This window comes from Kitasatospora sp. NPDC048365 (genome assembly GCF_043200835.1).
GTDB classification, from domain to species: Bacteria; Actinomycetota; Actinomycetes; order Streptomycetales; family Streptomycetaceae; genus Kitasatospora; species Kitasatospora terrestris.
Map to the genome: position 1 here is coordinate 68,968 of NZ_JBICYJ010000033.1, position 16,049 is coordinate 85,016.

Annotated in this window: 18 protein-coding genes and 1 pseudogene; 7 read left to right on the top strand and 12 right to left on the bottom strand. The window is 72.3% G+C overall.

What is annotated here, in order from left to right:
* The first annotated feature begins 186 nt into the window (after window positions 1–186).
* Window positions 187–1,179: pseudogene (locus ACGFX4_RS28880) on the top strand (PTS transporter subunit EIIC).
* Window positions 1,180–1,464: 285 nt separating this feature from the next.
* Window positions 1,465–2,739 carry a PTS transporter subunit EIIC gene (locus ACGFX4_RS28885; RefSeq protein WP_393080300.1) on the top strand — a complete coding sequence of 425 codons (1,275 nt, stop codon included), beginning with the start codon at window positions 1,465–1,467 and terminating at the stop codon, window positions 2,737–2,739.
* A gap of 72 nt (window positions 2,740–2,811) precedes the next feature.
* Here the strand turns inward: ACGFX4_RS28885 and ACGFX4_RS28890 are convergent, their stop codons facing one another.
* Window positions 2,812–3,744, bottom strand: coding sequence for a LuxR C-terminal-related transcriptional regulator (locus ACGFX4_RS28890; RefSeq protein ID WP_393080303.1), 933 nt, complete (start codon window positions 3,742–3,744; stop codon window positions 2,812–2,814).
* 139 nt (window positions 3,745–3,883) lie between these two features.
* Here ACGFX4_RS28890 and ACGFX4_RS28895 point away from each other — a divergent pair, with 139 nt between their 5' ends.
* The gene (locus ACGFX4_RS28895) at window positions 3,884–4,798 is read left to right on the top strand and encodes a branched-chain amino acid transaminase (RefSeq protein ID WP_393080306.1); all 915 of its coding nucleotides are present in this window, start codon (window positions 3,884–3,886) and stop codon (window positions 4,796–4,798) included.
* Here ACGFX4_RS28895 and ACGFX4_RS28900 read toward each other — a convergent pair.
* From ACGFX4_RS28900 to clpS, 9 genes are all read right to left on the bottom strand, one after another.
* Window positions 4,786–5,538, bottom strand: coding sequence for an MBL fold metallo-hydrolase (locus ACGFX4_RS28900; protein ID WP_393080309.1), 753 nt, complete (start codon window positions 5,536–5,538; stop codon window positions 4,786–4,788). The genes ACGFX4_RS28895 and ACGFX4_RS28900 overlap by 13 nt on opposite strands.
* Window positions 5,539–5,701: 163 nt before the next feature.
* On the bottom strand, window positions 5,702–5,890 hold the full coding sequence (locus ACGFX4_RS28905; protein ID WP_393080312.1) for a MarR family transcriptional regulator: 189 nt from the start codon (window positions 5,888–5,890) through the stop codon (window positions 5,702–5,704).
* 196 nt (window positions 5,891–6,086) lie between these two features.
* Entirely contained in the window at window positions 6,087–7,055 is a 969-nt protein-coding gene (locus tag ACGFX4_RS28910; protein WP_393080315.1) for a PLP-dependent cysteine synthase family protein, read from the bottom strand.
* Window positions 7,055–7,333, bottom strand: a complete 279-nt coding sequence (locus ACGFX4_RS28915; protein ID WP_345697288.1) for a MoaD/ThiS family protein — start codon at window positions 7,331–7,333, stop codon at window positions 7,055–7,057. The genes ACGFX4_RS28910 and ACGFX4_RS28915 overlap by 1 nt, the downstream gene beginning before the upstream one ends.
* 97 nt (window positions 7,334–7,430) lie before the next feature.
* Entirely contained in the window at window positions 7,431–7,547 is a 117-nt protein-coding gene (locus ACGFX4_RS28920; protein WP_345697289.1) for a putative leader peptide, read from the bottom strand.
* A gap of 139 nt (window positions 7,548–7,686) precedes the next feature.
* Window positions 7,687–8,118: a Mov34/MPN/PAD-1 family protein gene (locus ACGFX4_RS28925; RefSeq protein ID WP_393080318.1), complete on the bottom strand. Its 432-nt coding sequence runs from the start codon at window positions 8,116–8,118 to the stop codon at window positions 7,687–7,689.
* Between the two features lie 33 nt (window positions 8,119–8,151).
* On the bottom strand, window positions 8,152–9,594 hold the full coding sequence (locus tag ACGFX4_RS28930; protein WP_393080321.1) for an amino acid permease: 1,443 nt from the start codon (window positions 9,592–9,594) through the stop codon (window positions 8,152–8,154).
* An 83-nt stretch (window positions 9,595–9,677) separates the two neighbouring features.
* Window positions 9,678–10,253 carry a DUF2017 domain-containing protein gene (locus tag ACGFX4_RS28935; protein ID WP_393080323.1) on the bottom strand — a complete coding sequence of 192 codons (576 nt, stop codon included), beginning with the start codon at window positions 10,251–10,253 and terminating at the stop codon, window positions 9,678–9,680.
* A 31-nt stretch (window positions 10,254–10,284) separates the two neighbouring features.
* Entirely contained in the window at window positions 10,285–10,578 is a 294-nt protein-coding gene (gene clpS / locus ACGFX4_RS28940; protein WP_393080325.1) for an ATP-dependent Clp protease adapter ClpS, read from the bottom strand.
* A gap of 130 nt (window positions 10,579–10,708) precedes the next feature.
* Here clpS and ACGFX4_RS28945 point away from each other — a divergent pair, with 130 nt between their 5' ends.
* A complete protein-coding gene (locus ACGFX4_RS28945; protein ID WP_393080328.1) occupies window positions 10,709–12,022 on the top strand; it encodes a nicotinate phosphoribosyltransferase in 1,314 nt (437 codons plus the stop codon).
* Between the two features lie 104 nt (window positions 12,023–12,126).
* Entirely contained in the window at window positions 12,127–12,717 is a 591-nt protein-coding gene (locus tag ACGFX4_RS28950; protein ID WP_393080331.1) for an isochorismatase family protein, read from the top strand.
* 16 nt (window positions 12,718–12,733) lie between these two features.
* Here the strand turns inward: ACGFX4_RS28950 and ACGFX4_RS28955 are convergent, their stop codons facing one another.
* Window positions 12,734–13,762, bottom strand: a complete 1,029-nt coding sequence (locus ACGFX4_RS28955) for a hypothetical protein (protein WP_393080334.1) — start codon at window positions 13,760–13,762, stop codon at window positions 12,734–12,736.
* 317 nt (window positions 13,763–14,079) lie between these two features.
* On the opposite strand from ACGFX4_RS28955, the gene ACGFX4_RS28960 reads away from it, so the two are divergent.
* Entirely contained in the window at window positions 14,080–14,661 is a 582-nt protein-coding gene (locus ACGFX4_RS28960) for a hypothetical protein (protein WP_393080336.1), read from the top strand.
* A 135-nt stretch (window positions 14,662–14,796) separates the two neighbouring features.
* Window positions 14,797–15,237 carry a hypothetical protein gene (locus ACGFX4_RS28965; RefSeq protein ID WP_393080339.1) on the top strand — a complete coding sequence of 147 codons (441 nt, stop codon included), beginning with the start codon at window positions 14,797–14,799 and terminating at the stop codon, window positions 15,235–15,237.
* Between the two features lie 44 nt (window positions 15,238–15,281).
* On the opposite strand, the gene ACGFX4_RS28970 is transcribed toward ACGFX4_RS28965, so the two are convergent.
* Window positions 15,282–15,965, bottom strand: coding sequence for a hypothetical protein (locus ACGFX4_RS28970; RefSeq protein ID WP_393080341.1), 684 nt, complete (start codon window positions 15,963–15,965; stop codon window positions 15,282–15,284).
* Between the last annotated feature and the right edge of the window lie 84 nt (window positions 15,966–16,049).

Here is a 16,049-nt window from a genome sequence, read left to right on the forward strand (position 1 = left end):
TATCCGGAAAAGGACTCAATACCCTGCCGGAATTCACCGGGGAATATCCGGGCAGGACGACCGTCCGGCGATTTTCTTATGGCGGACATATCCGCGCCAGAACGGTTTCGCACCCAACTGATGCAGACCGATGCGCGCACCCCTGGCCACCGGTGCGCAAGGACGCCCACCGTCGGAGGACAGCCCATGAGCACGTTGACCGCACCCGCGGCCCCACCGGCGAAGAAGCCGGGCGCCGGCCTGATGCAGGGCCTCCAGAAGATCGACAAGGTGGCCACGGTCTTCGCCACGGCCGGCGACGCGGTCTTCGCCAACCTCCCGCTGCCGTTCTGCGTCGGCGTGGCGATCGACTTCGCCAGGAAGGCCGACGGCTCCACCGCGCTCGCCGCGATGGCCGGCTACCCGGTCTTCAAGAACGTGCCGACCGCCTTCCCGACGGCCGGCTCGGTCACCGCCGACACCCCGGCCGGCACCCCGCGGAACCCCGGCGTGCTCGGCGGCATCGTGATGGGCCTGCCGGCCGCGGTGCTGTAACAGCGGTACCACCGCACCAAGCCGGTCGACTGGCCGGGCTTCTTCAACGGCCGCCGGCCGATCCCGGTCGGCATGGACCAGTTCCTGAACACCTTCTTCCAGCAGCAGGTCGGCTCCTTCACCGACGCCTCCGGCGCGGTCCGGCACGGCGAGATCCCGCGCTTCTTCCACGGCGACCCGACCGCGGGCCAGTTCATGACCGGCTTCTTCCCGATCATGATGTTCGGCCTGCCGGCCGCCGCCCTCGCCATCGCCCACTGCGCCCGGCCCGAGCGCCGCAAGGCCGTCCTCGGCATGATGCTCTCGGTCGCGCCGACCGGCTTCGCCACCGGCGTCACCGAGCCGATCGAGTTCTCCTTCATGTTCGTCGCCCCGGTGCTGTACGTGATCCACGCGCTGCTCACCGGCCTGTCGATGGCGCTCACCCGGGGGCTCGGGGCGCACGACGGATTCAGCTTCTCGGCCGGCCCGATCGACTACCTGCTCAACTGGAACCTGGCCACCTCGCCCTGGATGGTCATTCCGATCGGCCCGGTCCTCGCCGTCCCCTCCTACGCGCTCTTCCGTTTCGCGATCACCAGGTTCGACCTCGGGACCCCGGGCCGCGAGCCCGAGGAGGAGATCGAGGACATCACCAAGGCCTGACGGTTCGTCAACGGAACACCCTCTCTCACTGCCGGTCAGGGGTGGGGGAGGGCATTTTGTTGAGCAACTCGCCAAAATATCGACTACAGCGGGTAGCGAAGATCGACAATCCGCAGGAAGGTTTCGATTTCATAGCGCTTCCCACCTGCGAGGCTTCCCGGGGTTCCGCGCCCCCTCGGCCCGTGCTAGAAAACTGGTCTACACCACTTGTGGTGTAGACCAGTCCGCGTGTCGGCCCCCGATGCAGCACCCGACCGACCCGCCATGCCGTAAGGAACCACCCCCATGAGTACGACTGCGCAGGCACCGGCGCCCGCCTCGGCGCCGGCCCCCAAGCCCGGCAAGAAGTACGGCCAGAGCCTCCTGCAGGGCCTGCAGAAGATCGGCCGCAGCCTCCAGCTGCCGATCGCTGTCCTGCCCGCGGCCGGTCTGCTGCTGCGCCTGGGCCAGGACGACGTGTTCGGCAAGGACGGCCTGGGCTGGAACAAGGTCGCCGCCGTCTTCGCCACCGCCGGTGACGCCGTCTTCGCCAACCTGCCGCTGCTGTTCGCGGTCGGCATCGCCATCGGCTTCGCCAAGAAGGCGGACGGCTCCACGGCGCTGGCGGCCCTGGTCGGCTTCCTGGTCTACAAGAACGTGCTGACCGCGTTCCCGATCACCGAGTACAAGATCATGCCGGGCAAGGACATCCCGGCCACCTACCAGGACCCGGGCGTCCTCGGCGGCATCGTGATCGGCCTGCTCAGCGCCGTGCTGTGGCAGAAGTACCACCGCACCAAGCTGGTCGACTGGCTCGGCTTCTTCAACGGCCGCCGCCTGGTCCCGATCATCATGGCCTTCGTCGGCACCGCCGTCGGCGTGATCTTCGCCCTGACCTGGGGCCCGATCGGCGACGCGATCAAGAGCCTGAACGACAGCCTGATCGGTGCCGGCGCGCTCGGTGCGGGCGCGTTCGGCCTGGTCAACCGCGGTCTGCTGCCGGTCGGCATGCACCAGTTCGTCAACTCCTACGCCTGGTTCCAGACCGGTGACTACGCCAAGGCCGACGGCACCGTGGTCCACGGCGACCTGCACCGCTTCTTCGCCGGCGACCCGACGGCCGGACAGTTCATGTCGGGCTTCTACCCGATCATGATGTTCGCGCTGCCCGCCGCCGCGCTGGCCATCGCCCACGCCGCCAAGCCGCACCGCCGCAAGGCCGTCCTCGGCATGATGATGTCGCTGGCCCTGACCTCCTTCGTCACCGGTGTCACCGAGCCGATCGAGTTCGCCTTCGTCTTCATCGCCCCGGTGCTGTACGTCATCCACGCCTTGCTCACCGCCGTCTCGATGGCCGTCACCTGGGCGCTCGGCGTGCACGACGGCTTCACCTTCTCGGCCGGCCTGATCGACTACGGCCTGGCCTGGAGCAAGGCCACCAACCCGTGGATGATCATCCCGATCGGCCTGGTCTTCGCGGCGCTGTACTACACGATCTTCCGCTTCGCGATCACCAAGTTCGACCTCAAGACCCCCGGTCGCGAGGACGACGACGAGGTCGAGGACGTCACCAAGGCCTGACGCCCCGCACCCGACCGCCGAAGGACCCCGCCCAGCTGCTCAGGGCGGGGTCCTTCGGCGTCCGCGCACCGCTCAGATCCAGCCGAGCCGGGCGGCGTGGACGCCGGCCTGGAAGCGGGAGTCGGCGCCGAGGTCGGCGGTGAGGTCGGCGACCAGGCGGCGGACGGTGCGGTCGGAGATCTCCAGCTTGCGGCCGATCGCCCGGTCGGTGAGGCCGGCCGCGAGCAGCCGCAGGACCTCGCGGTGGCGGTCGTCCGGGGCGGCCGGGCCGAGCAGCTCGGGCGGGATCCAGGCGGCGGCCCAGAAGTGCTCGAAGAGCTCGCGGACCACCCCGACCACGGCCGGGTCGCGGACCACCACCGCGGCGGCGCCCGCCTCGCCGGGGGCGGGCAGCACGGCCAGGTGGGCGTCGACCACGATCAGCCAGAGCGGCAGGGTGTGGGCGACCCGGATCCTGGCGCCGGCTGCGGTCAGCTCCTGGACGTGGGCGAGCACGGCGGGCCGGTGCAGGGCGGCGACCGGGTAGATGGTGCGCAGTTCGACCCGGTGGGCGAGGGCGATCCGCTCGCGGGCGAGCTTGTCGGCGAGGGCGCCCGGCGACCGGTCCTGGCCGGGGCGCAGCGACAGGGCCTCGGTGCGGGCGCCGCGGGCGGCGTCCTCGAGCAGGGCGGCGATCCGGTCGGGGCCGCGGACCAGTTCGTGCGCGGGGGCGGTCCGCAGCGGCAGGAAGTCGGTGTGCAGCCGGTCGACGGCGGCCCGGGTGGCGCGGGCCCGGTCGGCGAGTTCGGCGAAGCGGTGGTCGGCGTCGGCGAGCAGGGCGCGGACGGCGGTGTCCACCGGGACGGCGGTCAGCCGGCCGCCCGCCGGGGCCAGTCCGAGCGCCCGAAGTTCGCCGACGGCGGATTCGAACTCGTCTTCACCGCAGCCGAGTTCGGCGCGCAGATCGGCGGCCTCGCGGCCCGGGTCGGCGAGCAGCAGGGCGTACAGGGCGGCGCTGGTCTCCACGTCCGGACCCTAGGGCCGGGGCCGCGATCCGGACGCCTCATTCCAGTATCCGAGACGGCCGGTCCGGTCCCGGCCATGGCCGGATCCGGCGCCGCCGCGCCCCTCCCGGGGCCCGGGAGGGGCGCCCAGGATGGGCGGCATGGCGATGAATGAGGCTTCCACGATCTGGCTCGACGGCGCGCTGGTGCCCTGGCACGGGGCGAAGGTGCACGTGCTGTCGCACGGGCTGCACTACGGCACGGGGGTGCTGGAGGGCACCCGGGTGTTCGACACCGCCGACGGGCCGGCGGTCTTCCGGCTGCCGGAGCACCTGGCCCGGCTGGAGCGCAGCGCCCGGATGCTGCGGATCGGACTCCCGTTCTCCGCGGCCGAGTTGGCGGAGGCGACGGTGGAGCTGGTCCGGGCGAACGGCCACCGTTCGTGCTACCTGCGGCACTTCGCTTTCCTCGGCTACGGCTCGATGGGCCTGGACATGCGCAACTCCCCGACCACCACGGTGATCGCCGGCTGGGAGTGGCCCGACCACCCGGGCGGGCGGCCGCTGCGGCTGAAGACCAGCAGCTGGCGGCGCAACGACCCGAACTCGGTGCCGCCGGCCGCCAAGGGCACCGGGCCGTACCTGAATTCGGCGCTGGCCCGGCGGGAGGCGACCGACGCGGGGTACGACGAGGCGCTGCTGCTGGCGAGCGACGGCTCGGTGAGCGAGTGCAGTGCGGAGAACGTGTTCACGGTGCGCGGCGGGGTGCTGCGCACGCCGCCGGCCAGCGCGGGCGCGCTGGAGGGCATCACCCAGGACACCGTGCTGACGCTGGCCCGCGATCTGGGCGTGGAGGTGCGGGTGGAGAGCCTGCTGCGCTCGGACCTGTACGCGGCGGACGAGGTGTTCGTCTGCGGGACGGCGGCCGGGGTGGTGCCGGTCGCCTCCCTCGACGACCGTGAACTACCTTCCGCCGAAGGTGATCTGACGAAGCGTCTGGCCGAGCTGTACCGGGCGGCGGTGACCGGGGCGGAGCCGCGCTACGCGCACTGGCTCACCCCGGTTCACAGCTCGTAGACGGCTCCGGGGCGGGCCAGTTCGACCGGGCCGGGGTAGCCGGCGGAGGCGTCGCGGAGGTTGCGTTCGGCGTCGGTCCACGGCGGGATGTGGGTGAGCACCAGGCGGCCGACCCCGGCGGCGGCGGCGTGCTCGCCCGCCTGGGTGCCGTTGAGGTGGATCGACTCGAAGGTCTCCTTGCCGTCGGTGTACGCGGCCTCGCAGAGGAAGAGGTCGGCGCCGCGGGCCAGCTCGACGAGTTCGGGGCAGGTGCCGGTGTCGCCGGAGTACACCAGGCTGCGGCCGCCGTGGTCGATCCGGAAGCCGTACGCCTCGGCGTCCAGGTGGTTGACCCGGACGGCGGTGACGGTGAGCGGGCCGAGTCGCAGCTCGGCGCCGTCGGAGAGCGTGCGGAAGTCGAAGACCTCGGTCATGCCGGGCTTCTCCGGCATGTCGTAGGCGCGGGCGAGCCGCTCGGCGGTGCCGGCCGGGCCGTACACCGGGACCGGGTCGGGGCAGCCCTCGACCCGGTAGTTGCGGGCCACCCAGTACGCGCACAGGTCGACGCAGTGGTCGGCGTGCAGGTGGCTGAGCAGGATCGCGTCCACGTCGTACAGGCCGCAGTACTTCTGCAGCGCGCCGAGGGCGCCGTTGCCGAGGTCGAGGACCAGGCGGTAGCCGTCCGCCTCCACCAGGTAGCTGGAGCACGGCGAGTCGGCGGACGGGAAGCTCCCCGAGCATCCCACCACGGTCAGTTTCATGCCGAGCCCTTCCCGCCCCGTTGGGTCATGGTCCGCAGCGGCCCGCACTACCTGCTGGTAGCGGGGTGTTCGCCTGTCGAGAGTAAGGGCCGCGCGGCACTTTGCCCCCGTCCCCGTGCCGGGCTGTGGGCGGAATCACCAGAACGGGCCGGGGGCGGTGAGGTCAGCGCCGGCGGGGCCGGTTGCGGGCCCAGGCCCGGACGGTCTCGGCGTACCAGCGGGGGTGACCTGCGGCGTCGACGGTGTCCGGGTCGGGCAGCAGGCCGTGCCGGCGGTAGTTGCGGACGGTCTCGACCTGCACGTTGATGTGGCGGGCGATCTCGACGTACGACCAGAGTTCGGGTCCTGGCATGGAGGGCCACCTCCGGGGGTGTGGGCGATCCGGGTGCGCGATCAGCTTTTCCGGACCAACGAGGGCCTTGAGTGCCCGACCGACCCGGTCGACGTTCCGTGACGAAGCGGTCACACGGAACGGATAAATCCCGGAGTGTCACAGACCGAAGGCGCGGCACCCGCGAGGGGGTGCCGCGCCTTCGGGAGGTGCCGGGTCAGGCCCAGAGCTGGCCCTGCAGGGCCTCCACCGCGGCCTCGGTGGACTCGGCGGTGTAGATGCCGGTGGACAGGTACTTCCAGCCGGCGTCCGGGACGACGAAGACCACGTCGGCCCGCTGACCCGCCTTGGCGGCCTTGCGGGCGACGCCGATCGCGGCGTGCAGGATCGCGCCGGTGGAGACGCCGGCGAAGATGCCCTCCTGCTGGAGCAGGTCGCGGGTGCGCTGCACCGCGTCGGCGGAGCCGACCGAGAAGCGGGTGGTGAGCACCTCGGCGTCGTACAGCTCGGGGACGAAGCCCTCGTCGAGGTTGCGCAGGCCGTAGACCAGGTCGTCGTAGCGCGGCTCGGCGGCGACGATCTGTACGCCGGGGACCTTCTCCCGCAGGTAGCGGCCGACGCCCATCAGGGTGCCGGTGGTGCCGAGGCCCGCGACGAAGTGGGTGACGGTGGGCAGGTCGGCGAGGATCTCCGGGCCGGTGGTGGCGTAGTGCGCACCGGCGTTGTCGGGGTTGCCGTACTGGTAGAGCATCACCCAGTCGGGGTGCTCGGCGGCGATCTCCTTGGCGATCCGCACGGCGGTGTTGGAGCCGCCGGCGGCCGGCGAGGAGATGATCTCGGCGCCCCACATGCGGAGCAGCTCGCGCCGCTCCTCGCTGGTGTTCTCCGGCATCACGCAGACCATGCGGTAGCCCTTGAGCTTGGCCGCCATGGCGAGCGAGATGCCGGTGTTGCCGCTGGTGGGTTCGAGGATGGTGCAGCCCGGGGTGAGCCGGCCGTCGGCCTCCGCCCGCTCGATCATGTGCAGGGCCGGGCGGTCCTTGATCGAGCCGGTGGGGTTGCGGTCCTCCAGCTTGGCCCAGAGGGTGACCAGCCCGTCCTCGTTCCCGGGGACGGCCCCGGACAGCCGGGGCAGCCGGACCAGGGGGGTGTTGCCGACGGCTTCGATCGGGCTGTCGTAGCGCATTACTTCATGCCACCGGCGACGGCGGGGAGGATGGTGACGCTGTCGCCGTCGGCCAGGGCGGTGGAGATGCCCTCCAGGAAGCGGACGTCCTCGTCGTTCAGGTAGACGTTGACGAAGCGGCGCAGCTCACCGCCGTCCAGCAGGCGGCCGGCGATGCCCGGGTGGCGGGCGTCGAGGTCGGCGAAGAGCTCCCCGAGGTTGGTGCCGGTGCCCTCGACGGCCTTGGCGCCGTCGGTGTAGGTGCGGAGGATGGTCGGGATGCGGACCTCGATGGCCATGGCTGTGCGCTCCTGGTGGGGTGAGTTCGGGGTGCCGGGCTCGGGCGCGGCAGGAGGAAGGGCCCCGGGGGCGCCGGGGCGGCTGGGTGTGCCGAAGTCAGCGGGCGTCGGAGGTGCCGGGACAGATCGCGCTGGCGAGCCGGCACAGGTCGACGTGCAGGCGCGCCACGAGGCGGGTGCCTGGGGCCTGATTGCTCACATCGACGGAACGCATGGACTCATCGTATAGATTCCCGGCCCCCTCCCGACATGCCTGTCTCGCGATCCGGTCGCATCCGTTCCGGGGAATGAGAAAGGGGCCCGTCGGCCGCGCTCGGGGCGGGGCCGGCGGACCCCCTCGGGGTGCGCCGTGATCAGGCCCGGTAGGCCTCGACCACCTCGACGTCTTCCTCCGTGATCACACCGTCCACGATGCGGAACGAGCGGAACTGGAAGGGGTCGGACTCCTCGGTGCCCTCGGCGGTGGAGACCAGCACGTAGTGGGCGAAGGGCTCGGAGGCGTAGCTGACGTCGGTCCGGGACGGGTAGGCCTCGGTCGCGGTGTGCGAGTGGTAGATCACCACCGGCTCCTCGTCCCGGTCGTCCATCTCGCGGTACAGCTTCAGCAGGTCGCCGGAGTCGAACTCGTAGAAGGTGGGCGAGCGGGCCGCGTTGAGCATCGGGACGAACCGCTCGGGCCGGCCGCTGCCGGCCGGACCGGCGATGACGCCGCAGGCCTCGTCCGGGTGGTCCGCGCGGGCGTGGGCGACGATCCGGTCGCGCAGTTCTCGGGTGATGGTCAGCATGCGGTCAGGATAGCGAGACGCTCCGGCGGGCCCTCACCGGCCGTTTCGGGCGTGCAGGTGCTCGTGCGGGGCGCCGTGCACGGCCGCCGGATTGCGCCGGCCGAGCACCCGGTAGCCGACCACCAGGGCGAGCGCCCAGGCCGGGAAGACGTAGAGCGCGATCCGGGCGTCCTGGTCCAGCGCGATCAGCACCACGACCATGGCCAGGAAGGCGAGCGCGATCCAGCTCGGCCCGGCCCCGCCGGGGGCCCGGAAGCTCGGCGGCGGCAGGTGCCCGCGCCGCCAGGCCGTCCGGTAGCGGATCTGGCTGAGCAGGATGACCGACCAGGTCCACAGCCCGCAGACCGTGGCGACCGAGGTGATGTACTCGAACGCCCGTGCCGGCACGAGGTAGTTGAGCACCACGCCGGCGCCCATCAGCAGGCAGGACAGGGTGATCGCGACGGCCGGGGTGCGGCTGCGGTTGAGCGCGGTGAGCCGCCCGGGGGCCTGGCCGCGCAGCGCGAGGTCGCGCAGCATCCGGCCGGTGGAGTACATCCCGGAGTTGCACGAGGAGAGCGCGGCGGTGAGCACCACGAAGTTGATGATCCCGGCCGCCGCGGGGATGCCGACCTTGCCGAAGGCGGCCACGAACGGGCTGACGCCGGGCTGGAACTCGGTCCACGGGACGAGCGACAGAATGACGGTCAGCGCGCCGACGTAGAACAGCACGATCCGCCAGGGCAGGGTGTTGATCGCGCGCGGCAGGGTCTTCTGGGGGTTCTCGCTCTCGCCGGCCGTGACACCGACCAGCTCCACGCCCAGGTAGGCGAACATGACGATCTGCAGGGTCATCACGGTCGCGCCGACACCCTTGGGGAAGAAGCCGCCGTCCTTCCACAGGTTGGTGATCGAGGCGGTGTCCCCGGCGTCGCTGAAGCCGATGGTGAGTACGCCGATGCCGATCAGGATCATCCCGATGATCGCGGTGACCTTGACCATCGAGAACCAGAACTCGATCTCGCCGAACAGCTTCACCGAGATCAGGTTGGCCGCGTAGAGCAGCAGCAGGAAGACCAGCGCGCTGAGCCACTGCGGGCAGCCGGGCGCCCAGAAGCGCACGTACACCGCCGCCGCGGTGGTCTCGGCCATGCCGGTGACCACCCAGAACAGCCAGTACGTCCAGCCCGTGACGAAGCCCGCGAACGGGCCGAGGAACTCCCGCGCGTACTCGGCGAAGCTGCCCGCCACCGGGCGGTAGGTGAGCAGCTCGCCGAGCGCGCGCATGATCACGAAGATCACCACGCCGGCCACCGCGTAGCTGAGGATCAGCGACGGGCCGGCCTTGGAGATCGCGGTGCCGGCACCGAGGAAGAGCCCGGTGCCGATCGCCCCGCCGATCGCGATCATCTGGATCTGACGGCTGTTCAGACCCCGTTCGTAGCCCTCTTCGTCCGGTACGGGGTCGGTCACCTCGTCGTATGCCTGCTGCGCCATGCCTCGCAGTCAAACACGGACACACCGGATACCGGTGCACATCTGAGCGTTATTTGAGCACCGGCTCGGCCGACTCGGCCGGCTCAGCCGGCCATGGCCTCCAGCAGGCTCTCCTGCATCGCGCCGAGCCAGAGGTAGGCCATCACCAGGGGCTTGCGCGGGTCGTCGTCCGGCAGCCGGTAGAGGCCCTCGTCGTCCTCCTCGGTGACCTCCAGCCGGGTGCCGAGGGTGAGCCGCAGGTCGTTCAGCGCGCCAAGCCAGCGCACGCACTCCTCGGTGGAGAGCTTGAGCACGCCGCCCTCGCCGAGCAGCGGGTCCAGCGCCCGGACCACGGTCAGCGCGTCCTCGCGCTTGCGCGCCCGCAGGTCGAGCTCGGTGTAGCGGCGGAACTCGGCGGCCATCTCGACGGTCTCGGCGTCGGCCCGCTCGCCGGGCGCGCCGTAGGCGTCGGGGAACAGCCGCAGCAGCGCCGGGTCCTCCGGGGCCTCGGTCGGCCCCTCGGCGAACAGCGCGGCCAGCGGGTCCGCGCTCTCCCCGCCGGGCCCGGGGCCGATCAGCTCCAGCATCTGCACTTCCAGCGACCGCAGGATGGAGGCCTCGACCTCGTCCAGTGTGATCGCGGCGGCGCCGCCTCCGGCGGTCTCGAACAAGCCAGCCATGGGTTCCGTATCTGTCCTCGGTCGTGATCGGTCAGTCGTGCTGGAGAGTGGCCCACAGGCCGTAGCCGTGCATGGCCTGGACGTCCCGCTCCATCTCCTCGCGGGTGCCGCTGGAGACCACCGTCCGGCCCTTGGTGTGCACTTCCATCATCAGCTTCCGGGCCTTGTCCTTCGGGTAGCCGAAGTAGGCCTGGAAGACGTACTGGACGTAGCTCATCAGGTTGACCGGGTCGTTGTGGACGATGGTCACCCACGGGGTGTCGGGCTCCGCCACCGGAGCGCTCTCTACCTCCGGGCGCTCGATCTCCACCGGCGCGACACTCACAGGCTGACTCTCCTCGTTGACCTTCGTTTGCCCCCGTCCATGCTTCCATCCGGGGGACTCCTGGGCGAATCAGGGTTGCCTCCCGCGAGATATCGTCAAACTGACGTTAAGTGGTGGTAGCATCATCACCATGGACGCCATCACCGCGCACCCCTCCACCGCGCTGCTCACCGACCGCTACGAGCTGACCATGCTGCAGGCCGCCCTGCGCAGCGGCGCCGCCGAGCGCCGCTCGGTCTTCGAGGTGTTCACCCGCCGCCTGCCCGCGGGCCGCCGCTACGGCGTGCTGGCCGGCACCGGCCGGGTGCTCGACGCGGTGGAGAACTTCCGCTTCACCACCCCGCAGCTGGACTGGCTGGCCGACCAGCAGGTGGTCGACCAGGACACCCTGCGCTTCCTCGCGGACTACCGCTTCACCGGCGACATCCACGGCTACCCCGAGGGCGAGGTCTACTTCCCCGGCTCGCCGCTGCTCACCGTCGAGGGCACCTTCGCCGAGGCGGTGATCCTGGAGACGGTGATCCTGTCGATCCTCAACCACGACTCGGCGATCGCCGCCGCGGCCTCCCGGATGACCGCGGCCGCGGGCGACCGCCCGGTGATCGAGATGGGCGCCCGCCGGGCCCACGAGCGGGCCGCGGTCTCCGCCGCCCGGGCCGCGTACGTCGCGGGCTTCAGCGCCACCTCCGACCTGGAGGCCGGCTTCACCCACGGCATCCCGACCACCGGCACCGCCGCGCACGCCTTCACCCTGCTGCACGACAGCGAGCGGGACGCGTTCACCGCCCAGATCGCCTCGATGGGCCGGGAGACCACCCTGCTGGTGGACACCTACGACCTGAACGAGGCGGTGCGCACCGCGGTCGAGGTGGCCGGCCCGGGCCTCGGCGCGGTCCGGATCGACTCCGGCGACCTGACCCTGCTCGCCCACCGGGTCCGCCGCCAGCTCGACGAGCTCGGCGCCACCGGCACCCGGATCATCGTCACCTCGGACCTGGACGAGTACGCCATCGCCGCGCTGGCCGCCGCACCCGTGGACGGCTACGGCGTCGGCACCCAGCTGGTCACCGGCAGCGGCCACCCGACCTGCGCCATGGTCTACAAGCTGGTCGCCCGGGCGAGCACCCCCGGCGGGCCGCTGGAGCCGGTCGCCAAGCGCTCGGCGGGCGGCAAGACCAGCGTCGGCGGCCGCAAGTGGGCCGCGCGCCGGCCGGACGCGGACGGCATCGCCGAGTCCGAGGTGGTCGGCACCGGGCCGGTCCCGGCCGAGCTGGAGCCGCACCTGCTGCACGTGCCGCTGATCCGCAAGGGCGAGGTGGTCGGCCGGGAGCCGCTGGCCGCCGCCCGCGAGCGCCACCTGCGGGCCCGCGCCGGGCTGCCGCTGTCGGCCACCCAGCTCTCCAAGGGCGAACCGGTGATCGTCACCGAGCAGCTCCTGGGCTGATCGCGCGGGGAGGCCTCCGCGCGCACCCTTCCGCCTACGCGCGTCACTCCCTAGAGTTTTCAACGCCGCACCCGAACACCCGAGCAAGAGAAGAGAAGCCAGCCATGCACCGGGCCCTGATCGTCGTCGACGTGCAGAACGACTTCTGCGAGGGCGGCAGTCTGGCCGTCGCCGGCGGTGCCGAGGTCGCCGCCGCGATCACCGACCTGATCGCCGAGTCCCAGCCCGGCTACACCCACATCGTGGCCACCAGGGACCACCACATCGACCCGGGCGCGCACTTCGCGGCCGAGCCGGACTACGTCCGCTCCTGGCCCGCGCACTGCGTGGCCGGTACCGAGGGCGTCGGCTTCCACCCGAACTTCGCCCCGTCGGTCACCTCCGGCGCGATCGAGGCGGTCTTCTCCAAGGGCGCGTACGCCGCGGCCTACAGCGGCTTCGAGGGGGAGGACGAGCACGGCGGCGGGCTCGCCGACTGGCTGCGCGAGCGCGAGGTCACCGAGGTCGACGTGGTCGGCATCGCCACCGACCACTGCGTGCGGGCGACCGCGCTGGACGCCGTCCGCGAGGGCTTCGCCACCCGCGTGCTGCTCGACCTCACAGCCGGCGTGGCAGCCGCCACCACCGAGACCGCACTGACCGAACTCCGGTCGGCCGGGGTCGAGTTGACCGGCACCCCGGTGGTCCGGGGCTGACCCTGCTCCGCCCGGGTCACCGCTCGGTGACCACCAGCTCGACCACGTCCTCCCCGCCCAGGGCGAAGGCCTCGCGCAGCTCGCCGCCGACCGCGTCCGGCTCGGCGGCCAGCCGCTGCCCGCACACGTGCACCACCCGCACGCCCAGGTACTCCATCCGGTGCTGGCCGCCGCGCACCCAGGCCGCCTCGCCCTCGCTGACGCAGCGCAGCTCGGAGTCCACCTCGACCGCCACCGCCGCCTCGGGCCAGTACAGGTCCGGCACCGCGACGTAGGTGCCGCCGCGCATCCGCAGCTCCGGGCCGGTCAGCGGGACGGGCAGCAGCCACTCGTCGATCAGCTCGCCGATCCGGCCGAACACCGACTCCCGCTCGGCGGCCAGCAGCTCGTCCAGCGCGGCGCGCACCCGGGGCGTCTCCAGCAGCTCGGCGTCGCGCAGCTCGCCCAGCAACTCCCGCACCGTGCAGGCACCTTCGGGGCGGCTCACGGCCTCCCTGAGCACCGAGCGGAGCAGGCCCGGGCCGATCGCACCGGTCTCGAAGGCGCCGGCGTCGGTCCACTCGCGGACCGCGTCGGCCACCGCGCGGGCCACCGGGGCGCAGGCCAGGCCGTGCACCGAGCGGGCCACCAGGGCACGCGCGGTACGCCGGATCCGCACCTCCCCCGCGTCCTTCAGCCGCCGCTGGCGGGGCACCAGCACCTCCACGCCGACGACGGCGGGCAGCCGCGGCATCGAGACGAAGCCGTACAGCGCCAGCGCCGCCGCACCGGTGATCACCGCACCCTCCCGGCCGCCCTCCACCCGCCCGTCCTGCGCCGCGTACAGCAGGGCCGCCCACATCCGCTGCTCGGGGGTCGGCTCACTCTCCTGGAGCAGGTACACCCGGGGAAGCAGCCGCTGCCAGGGCCCGCCGCGCCGGCACTGCTCGCTGACCAGGCGGGTGGGCACGCCGCGGGCGCGCAACTGGCTGGCGGTGATCACGTTCTGCTGCCGGCGCGCCAGCTCTTCGAGGGACAACGGCTGGGACGGGATCTGGTAGCTCATGTCGTCAACCCTCCCCCGGACCTCTGACACGGCACTCCTGACCTGACGACCTGTTACCCAACCGTCGCGAAAACGGGACTGCTCCGCACTAAAGTCCCCATACCCTCACCCATTTGGCGGATAGGGCGTTCCTTCGGTTGCCGGATTAGATCGGACTTTGGCCTGTACCATCCGATTTTCATCGAATCGACACCTGCCGGGCCGCCGACACCCCCGCCGACACCACCTGCGGATACTGACCCAGAGTGATCAAGGCCATACGGTGGAGTACCACCCCGCAGTCCCCCGACCCCGGCCCATTGCCTACCATCACCCTCATGCCTCGTGACGAGTCCTCCGCCCAGCGCACCGCCCAGCTGCGCCTCGGCCGCCTGCCCGGCTACGTCCGCCGCCCCGACCCCGCCCGACGCGGCGGCGAGGACGGACGGGCGTACAAGAAGGGCTGGGAGGTCCGCTTCACCGCACGCTCGGAGGCGGAGATAACGGAGATCCGCGACCTGGTGGTCGCCGCCGGATTCGCCCCGGCCCGGCCCTTCTTCAAGGGCCAGCAGCTGATCCAGCCGGTCTACGGCATCGCCGCGGTGGAGGCCTACCTGGCCGCCCGCGAGGCCGCCGAGCGCGCCGACCGCTCCGGCGCGCAGGGCGCCGCGCGCGCCGCCGGCCGCCCCGACGCGCGGACCGGCGGCGAGCCGGATCCCGCGGGCCGCGCCACCCCTGCGGTCCCGGCCGTTCCCGGGGCCCAGGGCAGAGCCGCCATCCCCGAGCAGAGCCGCCGCGAGGCCGCCCCTGCGGCTGCCGCAGCGGCGGCGGTAGCAGCCGCGGCAGCGGCCGACGCCGCCCTGCGCGCCCGGCGGTCCCGGGCCGCCGCCGTCGAGGGTGCCGACCGGACCGGTTGTTGACGGGACGTCACACACCGGCCGGATCCGCACCCGAGGGCGGGCATCTCAACAGACTTGTCACCCACAGCAGCCGCCCGAGGGCCTAGAGTGAGCGCAGCACGCTCCCGCCGTCCCGATCCGATCGAGAGGGCAGATGTGACTGATCGTCATATCTCGGCCACCGGCCCGGCGCCCGCCGACGGCCAGGTCGAACTCGCGGACATGCCGGTGGAGTTCACCGCCTTCTGCGAGATGAACAGGCCCCGGTACCTGAGCTACGCCCGGGTCTGGTTCCGCGAGCCCGGCGAGGCCGCCGAGGTGGTCCGCTGTGCTCTGCACGCCCTCGCGCGGGTCTGGCCGCAGGTCCTCGGCAGCCCCAACGCCCCGGCGGCCGCCTGGGAGGTCCTGCGCGAGACGGTCGCCGAACGGCACTCCCTCACCGACCCCGCCGGCCGCCGCCCCGGCCAGGCGGACGAGGACCTGGCCATCCTGCACTACGTCGTCGGCCTCGCCACCCCCGAGATCGCCGACGTCGTCGGCGGCGACACCGCCGGCATCGCCACCCGGCTCCGCCACGGCCTGCGCCCGACCGACTGACCCGGCGGCGCCCCGAGCCGCTGCGCCCCCGGGCCTGCTCGGTGTCAGTCGACCGGCACCGGGTCGCCACCGCCCTCCCGGTGGTAGGCGCGGGTCAGGAAGATCCGCACGACCGCGCGCCCCTCCGCCAGCGCCTGCGCGGCGGCCTCCCGCCCGGCGAAGGCGTGCTGCTCCCGGAGGTACTCCTGCACGCCCTCGTGGCCCTCCAGGTCCGGGACGGCGTCCAGCTCGGCCCGGCTCCGGATCACCGTGACCACCAGCCGCTCGTGCGACCGCGGACCGTCGAAGTCCTGCCGCCCCTCGGGTCCGCGCACCCCGGGCGGCGCGTCCGCCATCAGGTCCTTCCACCGCACGCCGGTCAGCGCACCCGACCAGTTCTCACCGATCGTCCCGGCGGCGGCGCCGTCCACCACGAGGTACCGCGAGAGCTCCCACTGGCACTGCAGCAGCCCCGGACCGGCCCCCTCGAACGGGGCGTCCCGCAGGCAGCGGTCCGCGGCCGCGTCACCGAGCGTCCGGGCCCCGCCCGGCAGCGCCGCCACCGTCTCGTCCAGCCGCTGCTGCGCCGCCGCGCGGGCCGGCCGGCTGGCGGAGTCCACCCCGGAGGCCGTGGCGGGGCCCGCCAGACCCGGGAAGTACCAGGCGTAGCACCACCACAGCGCGCCCCCGAGCAGGGACGCCGCAGCGCCCGCGATCAGGACACGGCGCAGGGTTCGGGGGATTCTCATGCGCCGATCCTGTCCGATCCCGCGTCACGGATGTGCGACGGACCGGTGCGGAACCTGACACACCGCCAGGGTGACACTCCCGCG

Excerpts from the sequence above, each read along its gene's own strand:
- ACGFX4_RS28950 (WP_393080331.1), top strand. The coding sequence starts at position 12,127 with ATGCACCGGGCCCTGATCGTCGTCGACGTGCAGAACGACTTCTGCGAG.
- ACGFX4_RS28920 (WP_345697289.1), bottom strand. The coding sequence starts at position 7,547 with ATGCGTTCCGTCGATGTGAGCAATCAGGCCCCAGGCACCCGCCTCGTG.
- ACGFX4_RS28895 (WP_393080306.1), top strand. The coding sequence starts at position 3,884 with ATGGCGATGAATGAGGCTTCCACGATCTGGCTCGACGGCGCGCTGGTG.
- ACGFX4_RS28935 (WP_393080323.1), bottom strand. The coding sequence starts at position 10,253 with ATGGCTGGCTTGTTCGAGACCGCCGGAGGCGGCGCCGCCGCGATCACA.
- ACGFX4_RS28930 (WP_393080321.1), bottom strand. The coding sequence starts at position 9,594 with ATGGCGCAGCAGGCATACGACGAGGTGACCGACCCCGTACCGGACGAA.
- ACGFX4_RS28900 (WP_393080309.1), bottom strand. The coding sequence starts at position 5,538 with ATGAAACTGACCGTGGTGGGATGCTCGGGGAGCTTCCCGTCCGCCGAC.
- ACGFX4_RS28885 (WP_393080300.1), top strand. The coding sequence starts at position 1,465 with ATGAGTACGACTGCGCAGGCACCGGCGCCCGCCTCGGCGCCGGCCCCC.
- ACGFX4_RS28945 (WP_393080328.1), top strand. The coding sequence starts at position 10,709 with ATGGACGCCATCACCGCGCACCCCTCCACCGCGCTGCTCACCGACCGC.
- ACGFX4_RS28955 (WP_393080334.1), bottom strand. The coding sequence starts at position 13,762 with ATGAGCTACCAGATCCCGTCCCAGCCGTTGTCCCTCGAAGAGCTGGCG.
- ACGFX4_RS28910 (WP_393080315.1), bottom strand. The coding sequence starts at position 7,055 with ATGCGCTACGACAGCCCGATCGAAGCCGTCGGCAACACCCCCCTGGTC.
- ACGFX4_RS28915 (WP_345697288.1), bottom strand. The coding sequence starts at position 7,333 with ATGGCCATCGAGGTCCGCATCCCGACCATCCTCCGCACCTACACCGAC.
- ACGFX4_RS28925 (WP_393080318.1), bottom strand. The coding sequence starts at position 8,118 with ATGCTGACCATCACCCGAGAACTGCGCGACCGGATCGTCGCCCACGCC.
- ACGFX4_RS28970 (WP_393080341.1), bottom strand. The coding sequence starts at position 15,965 with ATGAGAATCCCCCGAACCCTGCGCCGTGTCCTGATCGCGGGCGCTGCG.
- ACGFX4_RS28905 (WP_393080312.1), bottom strand. The coding sequence starts at position 5,890 with ATGCCAGGACCCGAACTCTGGTCGTACGTCGAGATCGCCCGCCACATC.
- ACGFX4_RS28960 (WP_393080336.1), top strand. The coding sequence starts at position 14,080 with ATGCCTCGTGACGAGTCCTCCGCCCAGCGCACCGCCCAGCTGCGCCTC.